This is a genomic window from Oscillatoria sp. HE19RPO, from assembly GCF_024220515.1.
Classification (GTDB): domain Bacteria; phylum Cyanobacteriota; class Cyanobacteriia; order Cyanobacteriales; family Laspinemataceae; genus Laspinema.
The window spans coordinates 1-14529 of sequence record NZ_JAMXOT010000015.1 but is presented as its reverse complement, the minus strand read 5'-3'; the positions used below and the strand labels follow the sequence as shown (position 1 = coordinate 14529).

Below are 14529 nucleotides of genomic sequence, written 5' to 3'. Positions count from 1 at the left end.
CTTCTGCGGTTTTCGGGAATCCGGAAACGACTGAAGTCGTTACTACAAACAAGAGGAAGAACTTCTGCGGTTTTGGGGAATCCGGAAACGACTGAAGTCGGGACGTTGAACACCGGAGAAGAACTTCTGCGGTTTTGGGGGATTCGGAAACGACTGAAGTCGTTACTACAAACAAGAGGAAGAACTTCTGCGGTTTTCGGGGATTCGGAAACGACTGAAGTCGTTACTACAAACAAGAGGAAGAACTTCTGCGGTTTTGGGGGATTCGGAAACGACTGAAGTCGTTACTACAAACAAGAGGAAGAACTTCTGCGGTTTTGGGGGATTCGGAAACGACTGAAGTCGTTACTACAAACAAGAGGAAGAACTTCTGCGGTTTTGGGGAATCCGGAAACGACTGAAGTCGTTACTACAAACAAGAGGAAGAACTTCTGCGGTTTTCGGGGATTCGGAAACGACTGAAGTCGTTACTACAAACAAGAGGAAGAACTTCTGCGGTTTTCGGGGATTCGGAAACGACTGAAGTCGTTACTACAAACAGGGGAAAGGACCGGCTTGGGTTTTGGGGAATCCGGAAACGACTGAAGTCGGGACGTTGAACACCGGAGAAGAACTTCTGCGGTTTTGGGGAATTCGGAAACGACTGAAGTCGGGACGTTGAACAGGGGGAAGAACTTGGGTGGGTATGGGGAGGTGCTCAACTGTGAACCCTGTTCCATCACAGCCTGTTTCGTCAAGGACAGGCTTGCTGTTAAATTAAAAAGAGGTGGCGGCATACCACCGAAATTCACAAAATTGTCAATATGGAGTGCAATTATGGCGAGAGGTTCATTTGCCACAATGCAAGCTCAATCGAGTACAGAGGTGACCTTTCATTATGAAAACGGTCATACGGACTCGTTTAAGGTTCCGGTTCCCGGTGCCCAATTCCAGCAGCAGTTACCCCAGTTGTTAGCGCAACCCTGGATTACCTTTCATCTAATCGATAACACGGTGATGGTCTCAACGGCTAAGGTTGTTAAGGTAGAAATTAATCCACCTGTTCCTGAAATGCAAGGTCCCGGGGTCATCAATAATGGCGAACGAGTGACGACGATGCAGCGTGGTGCTACGGGACGAATACCACAGAGTGGTTGAATTGTCAAGCAAAGATGCCGGGGATTTTGGAATTCGGTCTGGGTGATGGCAGGGAGGGGATTCATTACTCTAAAATGTTTACCCCTCCCAGGTCATGGTTGACTCTTTTTTAATAAAATTAGCTCAGTTTATCTCATGACAATCGTTAGTTTAATTCGCGCCGACTCTTACGAAAAAGCTGTTCTCAGGGAGTCTATAGAGACTGTATTAGCGCCCCTGGGGGGAATGGCAGCTATTGTCAAACCGGGAAATCGGGTGCTGCTAAAACCCAATTTGCTCACCGGGTCCCGTCCGACAAAAGAATGTGTCACTCGGCCCGAAATCGTTTCCTGTGTGGCGGAAATGGTGATGGAGGTGGGAGGAAAACCTTTTTTAGGAGATAGTCCTGCTTTTGGGAGTGCGCGGGGGGTGGCGTTTGCCAATGGATATCAGGAGATTGTGGAACGATTGAGTTTGCCAATTGTGGAATTTCATGGCAAGCGATATCCAACTGATGCGACGGAATTTAATCATTTACGATTGTCGAAGGAGGCAATGGAAGCGGATGTGGTGATTAATTTACCGAAGGTGAAATCCCATGTTCAATTGACGATGACGATGGGGGTTAAAAATTTATTTGGCTGTGTGCCGGGTAAGATGAAAGCCTGGTGGCATTTGGAAGCGGGAAAGGATGTGAATCGTTTTGGAGAAATGTTGGTGGAAACGGCGCGGGCGATTTCTCCTAATTTAACGATTGTTGATGGAATTATTGGCCATGAAGGGAATGGTCCGAGTGGGGGAGAACCCCGACTGCTGGGACTGTTGGCGGCGTCGGAGGATGTGTTTGCTTGCGATCGCGCCTTGTTAGAAGTTCTCAATGTCTCACCGGAACTTGTTCCCACTGCTGCGGCATCGTTACGATTAGGGGTCTGTCCGGAACTGGCAGAGATCCAGTTTCCTTTGTTGAAACCTGTGGATATCAAAATTGAGGATTGGAAACTGCCAGAGGCGCTAGTTCCCATTGATTTTGGAATGCCTCGGGTTCTCAAGTCTACGTTCCGGCATTTGTATATTCGGTTTATTAAGGAACCGATAAAATTGTATGGGAATCGTTAGGGTTAAGCGGTCGGTTTAGGATGAGATTCTAGGCATAAAAGACCCACAGGACTTCCGCATATTTGGAGAACCGACACGAAATGTAGAGGCGATTCGCGAATCGCCTCTACATTTCGGTGTAATCCTAACTCGGTTTTTCATTTAGAGTTAGGGGAAAAATCACTAAATTTTGCTGTTATTATCGGGATAAATCAGCAAGTATGGGGAAAGAAATCGCGTTTATAATGGTTACTGACAAAGGAAAATTTACGCTTCTCCAATTAAGGTAAATGCCGCCCATTCTCGGGGGTTGGGATACTGTTCCATTGTGGTTAACATGGCGGTTCTTAAAGATTGAGCTTTATCACAGGTTTGCTGGAATTGGTGATAAAATTCTTTCATAAAATCTAGGTTAGAGTTGCTGGGTGGCAACCAGAGAGACATCAGTAAACTGGGTACTCCAGCAGCGATAAAAGCCTGAGATAATTCCACGACCCCATCTCCCCAAATGCGCCCTCTGCCGGTATCGCAGCCACTCAAAACTACGAGTTGAGCTTGGAGATTTAAGTGCAAGATATCCTGAATAGTCAGGAGTCCATGAGTGTTGGGACTCGGTGCCAAGGCGATCGCCGATTGCAATCCTTCGATATCATCGAGAAAAGCATGGGTAGCCAGATGAATGATATCGGCAGAACGCATTTTTTGGACGATCGCTGATTTAGTGGCGCGATCGCCGGTAATCGCCTGAGTTTGCAGAACCTGGGCGATCGCCTCAGCTTCCAGTTGAGTCCCGGGAATTTGTAGCAATTGCACCGGAGGTTCCCCAAATTCCAAACAAATGCTGGGCATGGTAGGATTTCCGACGACGAGGCATTCTGGAGGCGATTCCAGGGGAAGACAGCCCTGAAGACTGCTATTACTTCCGACCGTTTGAAGGGCGAGTTCCCGTTCAACAATGGGTTTTCGCTGCCGATGAGTCACCTCCAAGGCTTGAATCGAGGGCGCGGTGAGCAGGGTATGCTTTTCAATGGGATATTGACCGTTGGAATCGATTAATGCGGCAAAGGGAACCAGGAACAAGAAATCTTGGGGAATAATCGTCACCCGTTTTTGGGGGTCTTTGGGCAGTAAATCGGCGATGGGTTCTAGGAGGATTTGATACAGGCACTGGAGTTGCTGACGACAAAGCAACCGTTCGCGATCGCTATAGCCTACATTAATTAATTCCCGGACGCTGCGAACCAGCCCCGCCAGGGAGGTATTATCTTCGTACCATAACGATTGTAGGTCTACTTGACGAAAGCTAATTTTCCCCGTTGGCGAAATTACCCAAATAAATAGTTCAGTGGCATAAGCATACAGGGTATTTAGCCCGATTTGCAGCCGGGACATTTCATAAAATTGTTGATAATCATAAATCAGGGAATAATAAACTAAAGTCGAGTTTTGAGCTTTAGCGATTTGTTTAATTTTATAAAGACTCGGGGGTTCTACGGACCCGTGGCACTTACCCTCTGGTCCTAATCGGGAGGCTAACAGATGCTCAACCGCTTTGGCGCGTCCTTGCTCTGCCACTTCTAAGGCAGATTCAGTTCTGCGTTGAACTACTAAAATTCGTTCAAAGCCTCGGTAAATATCCGGTTGTCCCTCATTCGCAAAAACGTTCATGCTTTGCCCCTAAATTCAGCATTCAATGCGATCGCCTTGATCGGGAGGAAACGCCGCGTTTTTTTTAGGCGATCGCTTCAATCATACTCGATTGCAGCTTTTATGAATAGCTTGTTTTCAGGCTTTTTTGGCGGTTTTTTGTTGCGTTTTGTTGCGCGATCCCCGCCTTCGGGCGATCGAACTGGGGAACTCAGAAGAATGGAGGATTGCGGATGAGACCCAATCCGGTATTTTTAGGTTTGCACAAACCGACAGATCCGCCGGGTTCAGCCACCGGGAGAGCAGAGGTTCCCGCACTTCTGTGCAGAAAAAACCCGGGTTTAAAAACCTGATAGAGTCTTAAAACTTTTAATCAATGGAATGAGTCGAGTGGATTAGGTCCCTAAAATTATGGACTCTAGCCATAACGAAGGGATCTAACCCTGACTACAAATTTGTCGGACACTGAAACCGATCAATATATAGAGAGATTTTAATTTGAGGATTGCCCCTAGGGGATCAGTGGAGGTTCCGGAGTGGATGGCTCGAAAACGGGAGCAACCGTTGGATTGGGGATCGGAACAGAGGGGGACAAGGGTTTGGCAGAAAGGGTATTGGCGACCAAAACATACCCTAAGTAAGCAGGTAAAACCATCGAAGTCACAGCGGCGATCGCACCGACCACATTCACCCACCCCGTAGCCGGTCCATAATGAGAGCGATAGGGGTCGAAATTGATCCCCTCTTCGTTGATCATCGTCCGCCATGCAGTCGCCCGCTTGAAGCGTACTCGGCGATCGTCCAGCTTTTCCAAAAGCGTCCAACCCGCCTGTAGTTCTTCCTCACACAATCCCTGGAAAATTTGGGGATCGCGAAACAGATCGAAACTCGCCCGCACGATTTTATACTCCCACTCCCCATTCTGGGAATCCCTAGAGGCCCCCACAGTCGCCTCGGGCAACGGGGGACGCAAGGCAGAAATCACCGCCGTCACCTCTTCGGGTTTAGGCGGTACTGAAAATTGTTCTGCACTCTTGCCGCCATTGAGAGGCAAGGAAGTGGGTGGGTTTTCGACTTTTGTTAAATTCCGATGATTTTGATGATCCGTCACAAGTTCTTCCTCCTCCTGATATTGTTGCCGCAAAAGCAGTTGCCGCCAGCGCAACCATCCCCCGGCAACCACTGCCTCAATGCCGAGACTCCCCACAAATACGCTCCACAACACAATGACTTGCATATTTTTCCTAATTCAAGGGGGTGAGATAAAGGATGAAGGATGAAGGGGACAGTCTAAGGGCGCAAGGATTGGCTAACCTATCAAATTTTATCTGGGGGTTAAAATTGGGTGATTTTCATGCAGAATTCTCACCCTTGATCCGGACTTACCCAGGACTGTACAGGATTAGGCTGGGCATATTCCCCCCTTAGGGACAAAAGAGCCTGGTTGTGGCTCTGGAATGGTCCCTTAAGACTTCATCGTTTAGACTTCACCCTTATTCCTTCAGTTTTAAATACCCTTCAACTAAACAGTCTGTTCCAATCGTCCGCCATTTTACCCGGTCTAAGCTTAAGGCATCATCCATACGGGTTAAGCCCAAATTTCCCACCGGCGAGGGTGCTGTTTGACCTCCCACAATTTTTGGAGCAATAAAAGCCAGAATTTTTTGGACTGCGCCATCGGCGATCGCCCGCGCTGCCAGCAGTCCACCACATTCCCACAGAACCGACAGAAACTCCCGCTGATAGAGGTACTCCATCGCGATCGCCGGAGTTAAGGGATCAAGCTCTATCACTTCAACGCCTTTATTCAAAAGCCGCTGCTGCATATCCGGATTTGCTCCGGTTTGAGTCAGCACCAGGGTCCCTGCCTCGGAAACCTCCCATAGCTGCGCCGATTCGGGCAAATCCAGGGTGCGAGTCATCACCACTCGTAAGGGGTTCTGAGTGCCGGTATGGTGACTGGTGAGCTGCGGATTGTCCTGGCGCACCGTATTTCCCCCGATGATGACGGCATCACAGACTGCACGCAGGGTATGCACTTCACGACGAGCTTCTGTACTGGTGATCCAGGCGCTGTGACCTGTGGTGGTGGCAATTTTGCCATCTAGGGTCATGGCATATTTTAAAATTCCAAAGGGACGATGGTAAATGACCCGATGGAGAAAGGCTTCATTCAGTTGGCGGCAGGCTTCTTCTTCGACGCCAACCACGACTTCGATTCCTGCCGATCGCAGGCGATCGATACCCCCACCGGATACCCGGGGATCGGCATCCACCATCCCGACGACCACCTTGGCGACTCTAGCCGCAATCAAGGCTTCGGAGCAAGGGGGGGTGCGTCCATAATGATTGCAAGGTTCTAGGTTGACATAGACGGTGGCTCCTTGGGCCTGTTCTCCGGCTCCTTGCAGGGCAAAGACTTCCGCATGAGGGTGTCCCGCACCGGGATGAAAGCCTTCTGAGATGATCTGGCCCTCTTTGACAATCACGGAACCGACCAAGGGATTGGGGGCAGTTTTTCCTAATGCAAGTTGAGCCAGCTCAATACAGCGTCGCATCATTGAGCGATCAAAGTCGCTACAATCACTCTCGCCGCTGGGGTTTGAGGGGCTGAAGTCTGGATTCGGGAGTCCTGGCGCTTGAGGGGTCACGGGCAAATATTCCTTGAACTGCTGTCATGATGAAGCCTAACCCTGAGTTTATCGAAAAGACTGACGTTCCAACAGCCACACAGTATAATCAAGTCGCAGCAAGGTTAAGTTTTGTAAAGTTGAAAGCTGAAAATTTTATCATGGACATTCAAAAAAGTCAAGCGATAAAACCAGCTAGGACCGGGCGATCGGCCCTAGGGGGTCGAAAGAGTGCTAAACGGATTGGGCAATGGATGGCGATCGCGGCGCTTCAGGTGTTGAGTCTCCAAGCCAGCTGTGTTCCGGCTGCGATCGCCCAGATTCCACTCGAACAATCTCAGCCCGAGGCTTCGACGGACGAATCTGAAACCACCGATTCTGCCGCCGCCGACTCACCGGCTACCCCCCCCACAACAGACACCCTATTGTCTTTATCCCCCAATACGTGGCTATCGGAAAACTGGTTTTCTCCATACCTGAATCGTCCCGTTCGCCTCGATGGACGGCCCCTATTTCCCGTGTCTCCCATCGAACTGGACGAGGGGTCTCGGGTAGAGGCGATCGAGCGACAACTCCAGCACTTACTGGAGGGCGTAAAAACCGAACTACAGCGCAATCGGCAGAGTCAGAACTCTGAGGGCACCTATTCATCCGACGAGATTACCACCTTCATCGAGCAAAATCTGAAACTGTACAACAATCCCCTGGGCGGTTTACCCGTCATTTATGCCCGGTGGGGGAGAGCAGACACCCAACAAATTAGACTCCTAACGGTAACTGCGTTAGATGCTGAACGCTTAGGAATGCCGCCGGAAATGGTGGCCGAGCGCTGGCAGCAAGAGATTCGCCAGGGACTCTTGCGAGCCTTGGAAGAGCGTCAACCGGAGTATCTCGAACAACAGATCGTCTGGGCAGTCTCCATCGCCTTAGCAATGGTGTTCTCCAGTTTGCTCCTGTTTTACTATCAGAAACAATTTAAACGGAAGCGGGAGCAAATCCTAGCTACTCCTTATCCTCTCCCCCAGGAGAGAACCCCAGTTCCGCCAAGGGAAGTCCAGCATTCATTAGAGGAGTCTGTTCCCCTCGCCGAATCTGAATCCGTTGAAATGCAGCAACAAACCGAATCGATGGAGGAGTTGCAGTACAAGATGAAACGGCAGCAACAGCTCAATGTCAACGATATCCAGCGACGCTTGGCGCAATTTGGGCAAGTCGTCATCTGGGGAGGCGGAACTTACAGCATTTTGGGATTGTTTCCCATGAGTCGAGGCGTTCAAGTTCTGATTTTGTCCTTACTTCCCGTTCCTTTGCGGCTATTCGGGGTGGTGTTGAGTACATACGTGGGGGTGCGCCTGAGTGCGATCGCCATTGATCGGTTCTTTAGTGTCTTGCAAGAGGGTAAATTAGTAGACTTCAATGCTTCCCGACGGTTGGCATTGCGGTTTTCCACCTTTTCCGGAGTATTTAAAAGTCTGACTGCCGGAGGCTGCGTGAGTATCGGCATTCTCATGGCTTTATCGGTAATTGGCCTCGATATTGCACCGATTCTCGCCGGGGCTGGGATTATTGGTTTAGGGATTTCCTTGGCCTCTCAAAGTTTAATTAAAGACACGATCAATGGGTTTTTGATTTTGTTTGAAGACCAATATGCGATCGGGGATGTGATTCTGGTAGATGATGTAGGCGGACTCGTGGAAAATATGAATCTGCGGATTACTCAACTTCGCAATGGGGAAGGACAGTTAATTACGATTCCCAATAGTGCGATTTCCATTGTCCGCAATCTCTCCAAAGAATGGGCGCGGGTGGATCTCACGATCACCGTCGCCTATCAGAATAATGTGGACCGCGTGTTGGAAGTGCTGCAAAAATTATCTTTAGAGATTTATAGCGAACCCGAATGGGAGGAAAAAATGATTGCTCCCCCGGAAGTGTTGGGGATCGACCAGATTGATCACTCGGGAATTTTAATTCGGATTTGGATTAAAACCAAACCTCTGCAACATTGGAGTGTGGGACGAGAGTTTCGCCGTCGGATGAAGATGCAGTTGGATCAGCATGGAATTGCGATCGGTGTACCTCAACAATCTGTGGTGTTTCAGAGTTCATTGGAATTGTTGAAACAGGCCCGTAATAGCAACGGCGATCGGACCCCTAAGATGCTGATGGGAAATTCTGATCATGCTTCATCCTAATCCGGAATCGGTTTCTAGGGTTGGGGGACAGCAAGGGTTAGAAACCGGGTTTCTGAACAAAAATTCTGGGGATTACCACCCCACTGAGCACAGAAACCCGGTTTCTTGTCCTCCTGATTTAATACTGTACCGATGCTCTAGGTGGGTTGCAAAAACTGACGACTAGGAGTGCGAGCATCTTGCTCCCTTTCTATAAAAATAGCGAGCAAGATGCTCGCACTCCTCATCGCTATCTGTATCTCATCACTCTGAGAACCGCTATAAGCTGTTGATACCAAATCCGGGTATGAAAAGTCGTTTTTATGGAGTAGCCCGCGCAGGCACCGCTTTGTCCGTGTAGCCCCACCATGCACGGGTGCGGGTTTTTATAGACCTTTGACAATTGGATGGAGTATGAGCATTTAAGCTGAATGATTCTAGGGAGCAAGATGCTCTTCAAGTAGGCAGGGCTAAACGCTTACTTGAAGCCTGCGCCAACGATGTGTGGTACTCCAAGCGGGTTGTTTGAGGTCTGTTCACAATTTATATGTGTAAGCAGCTTATCTACACAAATCCCCCACCTGTTTAAGGTTGGGGATTGTTCAGCCGTAATATAAACCTAACTTAGGATGACCGGGCTTACTTACGCTGTTGATTTAAGTATTGGATTAGGTCATCAGACCCCCCAATATGCTTACCGTTGATGTAAACTTGGGGAACGGTTGTTGCTCCAGAAATAGCCCGTAAAGAACGGGTGGTAATATTGTCCTTTAAGACAATTTCTTCATACTCAAACCCATGTTCTTTGAGGGCCGCTTTAGCGCGTGCACAATAGGGACAACCTTCTTTGGTCAACAGAGAAACACATTCGGGTTTCTTCGCTTCTGGGTTGATATACTTGAGCATCGTCTCTGCATCGGAGACTTCAAAGGGGTCGCCCTCCACCTCGGGTTCGATAAACATTTTTTCAATGGTTTTATCTTTGACTAACATGGAGTAGCGCCAGGAACGCTGACCAAATCCGAGGTCTTCTTTGTTGACCAGCATTCCCATTTTTTCCGTGAATTCGCCATTTCCATCGGGAATAAAGGTGATGTTATCCGCTTTTTGTTCTTTTTTCCATTCATTCATCACAAATGGGTCGTTGACGGAAACGCAGATAATGTCATCAACGCCATTGGTTTTAAAGGTTGGCGCTAATTCATTGTAGCCTGGAACGTGAGTTGAGGAACAAGTGGGGGTAAATGCACCCGGTAGGGAAAAGACGATGACAGTTTTCCCAGCAAATAGCTCATCGGTGGTGATTGTTACCCAGTCTGAATTTTGACGGGTTTTTAAGGTAACATTAGGAACGGTTTGTCCTTCACGATTTTGTAACATTATAGATTCTCCCAGTTGTTGATTGAGTGATGGATACCAGAATTTAGGGTAAATTTAGACAACAAAATCCCTCGTTTTTCTCGTGGGTTAGAGTAGATAAAACCCAAGCCAACGGCGATCGGCTTTCGTTTCGAGCCGGGTGGAAAAGAAAGCCGGGGATTAGGTGCTTCATTATTGTAGCGAATCTCAGGGACAGTTCAAGTATCGGGCAAAGTTCGGGCGATCGGTGGCTTCAGGCGATCGCTTTATGTCTGTCTCACGCTCCTTGACAAAACTCAACATCGAAGGTAACAGCGCCTTAGTGAATAAATTGCAATAAGTCGCGCTGTTGCCAGAGCATTAATATGCCTGTAATTGCCATTGTGGCCAGAGCAAGCTGACGAAAGTGCTGGTTGCTCATGCTGCGGAGCACATAGCGACCCAGGAGGTTACCGGGTGCTGCGGCGAGTCCGATCGCCAATCCATATCCCAGGTGCTGCGGTGTCATCGCACCAAAGGCCAAATAAATCACAATCTTGACGATATGAATCACCACCACGTTAGCGGCTTTGGTGGCAATCATTTCTTCTTTGATTAATCCATATTTGAGGTAAAGGGGATTTAAGAGGGGTCCACTGCTGCCGATGAGTCCGGAAATAAAGGAATACAGAAATCCGGCAGGTAAAAAATACCAGGTTGCGATCCGGAAACTACTTTCTTGTTTTTTCAGCCCAAAGCCGACTACGCTCAAAATCAGGAACAAGCCGATCGCCAGTTGCAGCCATTCTATATTCATTTGGGTAAACAAATACGCGCCTAAAATCGCCCCTAAAATCGCCCCGGGTAGGTACCATAGGGTAATTTTCCAGTTGATATCACTCCAGAATAAAAAGATCCGTTGCGAGTTTCCCAGCAACATCCCAATGGTAATCACGGGTGCCACTGCGCCAGACCCCAACAAAAGATTAACCAGTGGAATTAAGAGGAGCGGACTGCCTGCGGCTGCTAAGGTACTGGTAAACCAGGACAAGAAACTAGCTAGGGTTAACCAAACAAGGAGTATGGACACGAATGGAACGGCTGTTAAAGTTCTTTATGTATTATTCTCCCATCTTTAACCGAATTTTAACCTAGGAAGTTCCCCAGAATGAGTTGGGTTCGGGGGGAGATGAATTTGTCTGGGAAAAAAGGCACTCAAAGACGGGCGCAGGCGATCGCCTTCGGGATCAGGAGCTACCGCCCATAAACAGGCCATAAAAAAACCTGCTCCTGGGGTGAGGAGCAGGTTTTTCAAAGGAAGGTGTACCAGCATGTTTATCTTTCTGCTTCTATTGTGCAGTGAGTTTTCATGCTTGTCATCAGGAAAAATACGAGGGTTGGTTGTGGCGACATCCGTAATTTTGCTGACTCCTCTGGAAAGGTTGGCGATCGGTTGCTTCCCTGAATTCTGTCGGTTGATGACCCAACCCCCGGTTAAAATCTCCCTCTCTATCCCGCTGCTGTCACTTTATGACCCATTAACGATTTGTCGTCGTTTCAGACAACGAGGAGTCAGGCTTTCAAGCGGGTTTGACAAAAGACGGATATTCCAGGGTTTCACTGTCAAACCAATTGCTCAGGAGTGGAACGCACCTAGAAGGCCCCTTCTGGATCTAATACCCAATCCGGTTGGTAACAGTCGGTTTTCCCTTGTAGCCCGCGCAGGCGGGCTTTGTTCGTGTAGCCCCACCCTTGAGGGTGCGGTTTTTTATAGACCTTTGACAACCGTATTTCGTATAACTTCTCGTTTTTCCGAGTCCGAGTCAGTTTGGCTAGGTGGGATCAAAATTCCAGACCCAGGTAAAAAGCGCACGGATCATCTCCTCTAGGGTTTAGCTTTGCCCGGGATCGGTCTAACCCAGTTCCTCATCGTCTTGTGGGGGATGGGGAAATATTTTGGCCATCATGTAACGGGGGTTTAATTGTCCCGATCGCTCCCTGGGACCGTCGCCGCCATCTGGGGGGGCAATGCAAATGGCAGTTTGGTGAACTCCGACCATAATTGCCATGACTCCGTTGATGATCCCCTCGATTTGCTCGATCAGGTTTTGAGCGCGCTCTAAATCCGGTGTCAAAATAAAAAAGGTTTTGACTCCCGTTGGGGAGGGCGCAAGGCCAAATTGACATTCTCTTAACAGTTCCTGAGTCTGGCGATCTACGGAATCGTAGAAGCGGTTGAACAAGGCTTGATAAAATGATTCAGCAAGCTGGCGATCGCCAAAGCTGGGTTTATACAACATAATAACTCTCAAAGGTAACAGCGTTTCTAGGGCTTGAAAATACGGCTATGGTTCTAGTGTGGCCGTTTTTAATGTGACTCACTGCGATCGCAATTCCGGGTAGAACGTGACTCTCATCAGAATTTGCAGTGATGCAAATCCGGGTCAGGTTGTGTTTTCCTCTCCGACTTGGCCTGGGTTTCACAACGCTGTTGTTGTCTCAACTGTGCTGTTGCTCCCCTCGGCATTCGGCAACCCTCTTACAGCTTCATCGTCAAAGGCGGGTCCGCTGTAAGCGGCGATCGTTGATCCCGACCGGGTTGTATTGATAAGTTAGAACTGATACCGCAAAGACCCCGCTCATTTGTTTTCGTTCCAGTTCGACTCCTTTTACCCTGAAGGAGCGAATTTTTGACAAGGTGGCTTACCCCTCGACTTGGATCTGAGCTCGTTGTTTTACGATGTCCCTCTGGTTTGAGGTTGCTCCAAACCGGCGCAATCCGACTCCAACCTCCAGACGACCTGATGATCCGTGGGTTAGAACCGCTTGGGTGTTCCTTGACCACCGGGCTAAGGGAGGAAACGGACCCCAACTGTTCCGAATGTCGCACCGCGATCGATTCTACTCCTATCTTTCCTCTTTTCGCTCGGTTATAAACTAATGTAACGATTTTTCTTTCCCAAAACCATGAGACTAAAGGGAGATCCTATAGAAATTTCTATCATCAGGTATAGATTATCCCCACTTTAGGCCCGCCGAGACGGGTTAGCTTTCCCGGTTAAGATGCGATCGCCACGGGATGTTGTGGCCAGTCAAGCGTCCCAAACTTGTTCGCTTTTTATCACAATTCTTCTCCAGAATATTGACAAAATTAAATCCTCATGGTTTTTCTTCAAAAACATCGGCGCTAACCATTCAGGACTTTTCCTCGGCGCGATCGGCCTCCCGCCTTACCTCCATTCGGTTGAGGGGTGAGGTATCTGTTGTCGCGATCGCACCGGAATGGCTAGACTGTAATTTTAACAAAGATGGGTTGATCAACCCCCGATTCAAGAGGATAAACTATGGCAAATTATGACCTGCGAGGAGAACTCTATCGCGGCTGGATCGTCGTTCCGATTCTGGCAGAAGATATTTTTTTTTATGAATTTCATAGTCCCGAGGGATACCGGAATATCAACCTGAGACCCTTTGATAGTCCTGAAGACGCGATCGCCTGCGCCCGAGATGAAATCGATCAGATCATTGAAATTTTTGCAAAGGCTGCTTAAAGAGGGCGAGTTGCGACAGCATCAATAAACTCATCCTAGGACGGCGATACCGTCTTCGATACCGTCTTACATCTATCGGACCAGAAACCCGCTTTCTGGTCCTGATTTTCTGGGGAATTTTCTGGGGATGACCCAAGATTCTCTCAACACCACCCGGTTTCTAACCCCTTCTGAACCGGCCTCTGAAACACCCAGTTTTTGGACCAGCTTGCTTGCTATCCTCCCCATTCGGATAGGAAACCGGAAACCCTGAGATTAAACCCCACCGGGATCAATCTCAGGATTGTACTTCTGTATCTCAATAGCTTGATAAGCTCACCTTATATGTCTGATTAGAAAAAACAGGGTAATTACCCCTTTACAAATCGTTACAAACCCGTTAATGTAGAGACATCATACAAATCCACCTCGAAAACCAAATAGCAATCATAAAACTATGACCACCACTTTACAGCAGCGCGAAAGCGCTAATCTGTGGGACCGCTTCTGCGAATGGGTCGCTTCTACCGAAAACCGCCTCTATATCGGCTGGTTCGGTGTGTTGATGATCCCCACCCTCTTAAGCGCTACCGTCTGCTACATCATCGCCTTCATCGCGGCACCTCCCGTTGATATCGATGGTATCCGCGAACCTGTTGCCGGTTCTCTGTTGTACGGAAACAACATCATCTCTGGTGCTGTTGTTCCTTCTTCTAACGCGATCGGTCTGCACTTCTACCCGATTTGGGAAGCAGCCAGCTTGGATGAGTGGCTCTACAATGGTGGCCCTTACCAATTGGTGATTTTCCACTTCCTCATCGGCATCTTCTGCTACATGGGTCGTGAGTGGGAACTCTCCTACCGCTTAGGAATGCGTCCTTGGATCTGCGTTGCTTACTCTGCACCAGTTGCAGCAGCAAGCGCAGTGTTCTTGATCTACCCGATCGGACAAGGTTCTTTCTCTGATGGTATGCCCTTGGGTATCTCTGGAACCTTCAA

The 14529-nt window shown here is 48.7% G+C and carries 13 protein-coding genes and 1 pseudogene; 6 read left to right on the top strand and 8 right to left on the bottom strand.

The genetic code is table 11. The annotated features are described in order from the left end of the window. Positions 1-236 (bottom strand): hypothetical protein (locus tag NG833_RS01875; RefSeq protein ID WP_254563636.1); only part of this gene is annotated, 236 nt, incomplete at its 3' end. Between the two features lie 580 nt (positions 237-816). Between NG833_RS01875 and NG833_RS01870 the strand changes: the two genes are divergently transcribed. Together NG833_RS01870 and NG833_RS01865 are read left to right on the top strand one after the other, a co-directional pair. Continuing rightward, positions 817-1137, top strand: a complete 321-nt coding sequence (locus NG833_RS01870) for a hypothetical protein (protein WP_254563635.1) — start codon at positions 817-819, stop codon at positions 1135-1137. A 135-nt stretch (positions 1138-1272) separates the two neighbouring features. Further along, the gene (locus NG833_RS01865) at positions 1273-2232 is read left to right on the top strand and encodes a DUF362 domain-containing protein (RefSeq protein ID WP_254563634.1); all 960 of its coding nucleotides are present in this window, start codon (positions 1273-1275) and stop codon (positions 2230-2232) included. Positions 2233-2478: 246 nt separating this feature from the next. On the opposite strand, the gene NG833_RS01860 is transcribed toward NG833_RS01865, so the two are convergent. The 3 genes from NG833_RS01860 to ribD form a co-directional block, all read right to left on the bottom strand. Next, positions 2479-3879, bottom strand: coding sequence for a CHAT domain-containing protein (locus tag NG833_RS01860; RefSeq protein WP_254563633.1), 1401 nt, complete (start codon positions 3877-3879; stop codon positions 2479-2481). Between the two features lie 490 nt (positions 3880-4369). Beyond that, a complete protein-coding gene (locus NG833_RS01855; protein ID WP_254563632.1) occupies positions 4370-5095 on the bottom strand; it encodes a hypothetical protein in 726 nt (241 codons plus the stop codon). A 256-nt stretch (positions 5096-5351) separates the two neighbouring features. Beyond that, on the bottom strand, positions 5352-6419 hold the full coding sequence (gene ribD, locus NG833_RS01850; protein ID WP_254563637.1) for a bifunctional diaminohydroxyphosphoribosylaminopyrimidine deaminase/5-amino-6-(5-phosphoribosylamino)uracil reductase RibD: 1068 nt from the start codon (positions 6417-6419) through the stop codon (positions 5352-5354). Between the two features lie 116 nt (positions 6420-6535). Here ribD and NG833_RS01845 point away from each other — a divergent pair, with 116 nt between their 5' ends. Beyond that, positions 6536-8683 carry a mechanosensitive ion channel family protein gene (locus NG833_RS01845; protein WP_254563631.1) on the top strand — a complete coding sequence of 716 codons (2148 nt, stop codon included), beginning with the start codon at positions 6536-6538 and terminating at the stop codon, positions 8681-8683. A 618-nt stretch (positions 8684-9301) separates the two neighbouring features. Here the strand turns inward: NG833_RS01845 and NG833_RS01840 are convergent. Then, complete coding sequence (locus tag NG833_RS01840) at positions 9302-10042, bottom strand: glutathione peroxidase (protein WP_254563630.1); 741 nt, start codon at positions 10040-10042, stop codon at positions 9302-9304. Positions 10043-10205: 163 nt separating this feature from the next. Here NG833_RS01840 and NG833_RS01835 point away from each other — a divergent pair, with 163 nt between their 5' ends. After that, positions 10206-10361 (top strand): hypothetical protein, encoded by a 156-nt coding sequence (locus tag NG833_RS01835; RefSeq protein WP_254563629.1) that lies wholly within the window; start codon positions 10206-10208, stop codon positions 10359-10361. Here the strand turns inward: NG833_RS01835 and NG833_RS01830 are convergent. From NG833_RS01830 to NG833_RS01820, 3 genes are all read right to left on the bottom strand, one after another. Next, positions 10341-11090: a TSUP family transporter gene (locus NG833_RS01830; RefSeq protein ID WP_254563628.1), complete on the bottom strand. Its 750-nt coding sequence runs from the start codon at positions 11088-11090 to the stop codon at positions 10341-10343. The two genes, NG833_RS01835 and NG833_RS01830, sit on opposite strands and share 21 nt — an antisense overlap. A gap of 45 nt (positions 11091-11135) precedes the next feature. Beyond that, positions 11136-11333, bottom strand: coding sequence for a hypothetical protein (locus NG833_RS01825; protein ID WP_254563627.1), 198 nt, complete (start codon positions 11331-11333; stop codon positions 11136-11138). 580 nt (positions 11334-11913) lie between these two features. Next, positions 11914-12300, bottom strand: a complete 387-nt coding sequence (locus NG833_RS01820; protein ID WP_254563626.1) for a hypothetical protein — start codon at positions 12298-12300, stop codon at positions 11914-11916. Positions 12301-13344: 1044 nt separating this feature from the next. On the opposite strand from NG833_RS01820, the gene NG833_RS01815 reads away from it, so the two are divergent. Together NG833_RS01815 and NG833_RS01810 are read left to right on the top strand one after the other, a co-directional pair. After that, positions 13345-13551 (top strand): hypothetical protein, encoded by a 207-nt coding sequence (locus NG833_RS01815; RefSeq protein WP_254563625.1) that lies wholly within the window; start codon positions 13345-13347, stop codon positions 13549-13551. Between the two features lie 436 nt (positions 13552-13987). Beyond that, positions 13988-14529, top strand: a pseudogene (locus NG833_RS01810) (photosystem II q(b) protein); the annotation flags it as partial.